Annotated in this window: 3 protein-coding genes; 2 read left to right on the top strand and 1 reads right to left on the bottom strand. The window is 51.2% G+C overall.

Features of this window, described 5'->3' with window-relative positions; genetic code table 11:
- Both H0248_RS21935 and gltX read left to right on the top strand, forming a co-directional pair.
- The coding region (locus H0248_RS21935) for a hypothetical protein (RefSeq protein WP_205559004.1) at positions 1 to 263 on the top strand (263 nt) is incomplete at its 5' end.
- Between the two features lie 52 nt (positions 264 to 315).
- On the top strand, positions 316 to 1,731 hold the full coding sequence (gene gltX / locus H0248_RS17600; protein WP_180786900.1) for a glutamate--tRNA ligase: 1,416 nt from the start codon (positions 316 to 318) through the stop codon (positions 1,729 to 1,731).
- Positions 1,732 to 1,800: 69 nt separating this feature from the next.
- Here the strand turns inward: gltX and H0248_RS17595 are convergent, their stop codons facing one another.
- The gene (locus H0248_RS17595; RefSeq protein WP_240345998.1) at positions 1,801 to 2,655 is read right to left on the bottom strand and encodes an alpha/beta hydrolase; all 855 of its coding nucleotides are present in this window, start codon (positions 2,653 to 2,655) and stop codon (positions 1,801 to 1,803) included.
- Positions 2,656 to 2,959 lie beyond the last annotated feature (304 nt).

The following is a 2,959-nucleotide window of genomic DNA, read 5'->3' as shown; positions in this document are numbered from 1 at the left end:
CTCTCCCAGCTGAGCTAATCACCCCCGCTGTGTGGAGTCGCATTATAGGGATCCTTGAATGTGAGTCAACGCTTTTTAAAACTAAAATGATTGTTCGTTGCAAAATTAGTCAAGACGTCGTATTTATCGCCGTTGGTGCTGCATCCTTGCGCAATTCAGCCTGTTATCTTGCCATTGCTATCAGAATAAAAGCCTGTGCGGCATGTTACGGCGTTGAGGAATCGAAGCAGAGTGATAGAATGTTGCCCACTTTTGTTCTCTGAGCTTATGTCGGTGTATGCCGACAGCCGTTGCGTAATAAGGCTGTAATCCCAAATGAAAATCAAAACCCGTTTCGCCCCTAGTCCTACTGGCTATCTCCACGTCGGCGGCGCTCGTACCGCACTGTATTCCTGGCTGTTTGCCCGTCATCATGACGGCGAGTTCGTGCTGCGTATTGAAGATACCGATCTGGAGCGTTCAACTCAGGACGCGATTGATGCCATTATGGATGGTATGAACTGGCTGAGCCTGAACTGGGATGAAGGCCCGTACTACCAGACTAAACGTTTTGACCGTTACAACGCCGTAATCGATCAGATGCTGGAAAACGGTACAGCATATAAATGCTATTGCTCTAAAGAACGTCTGGAAGCGCTGCGTGAAAAGCAGATGGAAAACGGCGAAAAGCCGCGTTACGACGGCTGTTGCCGTGGCTCTCACGAACATTATGCTGATAATGAACCGCATGTCGTGCGTTTTCTCAACCCGCAGGAAGGCTCGGTTATCTTCAATGACCGCATTCGCGGGCCGATCGAATTCAGCAATCAGGAGCTCGATGACCTGATTATCCGTCGTACTGACGGTTCACCAACCTACAATTTCTGTGTCGTTATCGATGACTGGGATATGGAAATCACGCACGTTATCCGTGGTGAAGACCATATCAACAACACGCCGCGTCAGATCAACATCCTGAAAGCGCTGGGTGCACCGGTGCCGGAATATGCGCATGTGTCGATGATTCTGGGCGACGACGGTAAGAAATTGTCCAAGCGTCACGGCGCTGTGGGGGTAATGCAATACCGCGATGACGGCTATCTGCCGGAAGCACTGCTGAACTATCTGGTGCGTTTAGGCTGGTCGTCTGGGGATCAGGAAATCTTCTCTATAGATGAGATGACATCGCTGTTCTCGCTGGATGCCGTCAACAAATCGGCGAGCGCTTTCAATACTGAGAAGCTGCAATGGTTGAACCATCACTATATTAATCATTTACCCGCAGAATACGTGGCGACGCATCTGTCATGGCATATCGAGCAGGCTGGAATTGATACCTGCACTGGGCCGCAGCTGAGCGAACTGGTTGGCTTACTGGGCGAACGTTGCAAGACGCTGAAAGAAATGGCGGACTCTTGCCGTTATTTCTATGAAGATTTTGCTGAGTTTGATGCCGATGCTGCGAAGAAACACCTGCGCCCAGTTGCCCGTCAGCCGCTTGAGTTGGTACGCGAGAAGCTGGCCGCGATAACGAGCTGGACGCCGGAGAATATCCATCACGCCATTCAGGGCACGGCGGACGAGCTGGGTCAGGGCATGGGTAAAGTCGGTATGCCACTGCGCGTTGCGGTAACCGGCGCGGGTCAGTCTCCGGGCGTTGACGTGACTGTGCATGCGATTGGTCAACAGCGTTCGCTGGCGCGTATTGATAAAGCGTTGGCGTTCATTGCTGAGCGTGAAGCGCAGCAATAAGCCCTACTGCATGAATAGACAAGAAGCCCCGGCCAAATGCTGGGGCTTCTTATTTTATGACTTAGCGCATTATTGGCCGGCGATAGCAACCGCTTTACCGATGGCATCGGGGATCACGTCGCCGTGCCCTTTACCGGGGAACAGAATAAAGTCGGCTTTTGTGCCTTGTTCGTTGAGCTGCGCGACCAGCGCTGTTGCTCTTTCCACCATTTTTCTTTGGCTGAGACGCTCTGCCCGCTTTTCATCAACAGCTTTACCCGCCTGCGTTTTGGCTGGCTCATCTTCATTTGCCCCTGCCGTGACGGTAATGGATTGTGGCGGTGTAGCGATTAGCTGCGTTCTTGCCGGAATCACAACGCCATTTCCCCACCAGATAGACGGGCTTGCGGCAACATAACGCTGGAAAGATTCGGTGTGGTTAAAAAGCGTATAGAGCGTAAACAGACCACCGAAAGAGTGCCCGGCCAGCGTTTGTTTTTGCTTATTCACGGCGTAGTTCGCTTCAACCCAGGGTTTTACCGTGGATTGTAGGAATTGATAAAACGCCTCAGCTTCGCCGCCTGCGGCAAAATCTGGGTCGGTGAGCGTTGTCGGTGGCGTGTAGTCACGCGTTCTGGCGGGGACATCGTAAGGCTTATCGATCGGATAACCTACGGCGACAATCAGCGGTGCCGCGCCATTTTTTGCGTTATAGCTATTTACGGCAACGGGAAACTGAGCATTGCCATCCAGCATATACAGAACCGGATAACCGCCTTCAGGTGCCGGTTGGCGGGGAAGTGCGATGAAAAGCCGATAAGCATGCTGCGCATCGCTTTTCATCTCAATTTGCCTGATCTCAAATTGAGCTTTTGCTTGTTCGGTCATATCAGGAATGGTGGGCTGCGCCCGAACAGACAACATGCCAGAGGCAGATACCATCATAGAAAATACAATCATAGGAAAATAGCGCATGTGCTGGGGCTTATATAGGAGGCAGAAGCGTAACGTGAAGTGATGATAATAAATCGCGTTATCGTTAGCAGCTTTTTATTGCGCTTATGATGAGATGACATCGAAATGGCCGCCTGTTTTTTCTTACCTTTGGCGTCTTTTTCAGCGGTTAATCGGATAACCGGATTTAGCCGTTGACACTGCGAATCGGGTTTCATATTATGCGACGCGTTCGCACAGTACTTGCTTTAACGGTGATGCTGTAAGATACGGGGCTATAGCTCAGCTGGGAGAG

Origin of the sequence: Pectobacterium brasiliense (assembly GCF_013449685.1) — a bacterium.
GTDB lineage: Bacteria > Pseudomonadota > Gammaproteobacteria > Enterobacterales > Enterobacteriaceae > Pectobacterium > Pectobacterium brasiliense_A.
Note: the sequence above shows the minus strand (reverse complement) of the source record. Positions and strands in the feature narration are given on the sequence as shown.

Bases quoted from the DNA above. Each gene is read 5' to 3' on its own strand.
- gltX (WP_180786900.1), top strand. From the start codon at position 316: ATGAAAATCAAAACCCGTTTCGCCCCTAGTCCTACTGGCTATCTCCAC.
- H0248_RS17595 (WP_240345998.1), bottom strand. From the start codon at position 2,655: ATGATGGTATCTGCCTCTGGCATGTTGTCTGTTCGGGCGCAGCCCACC.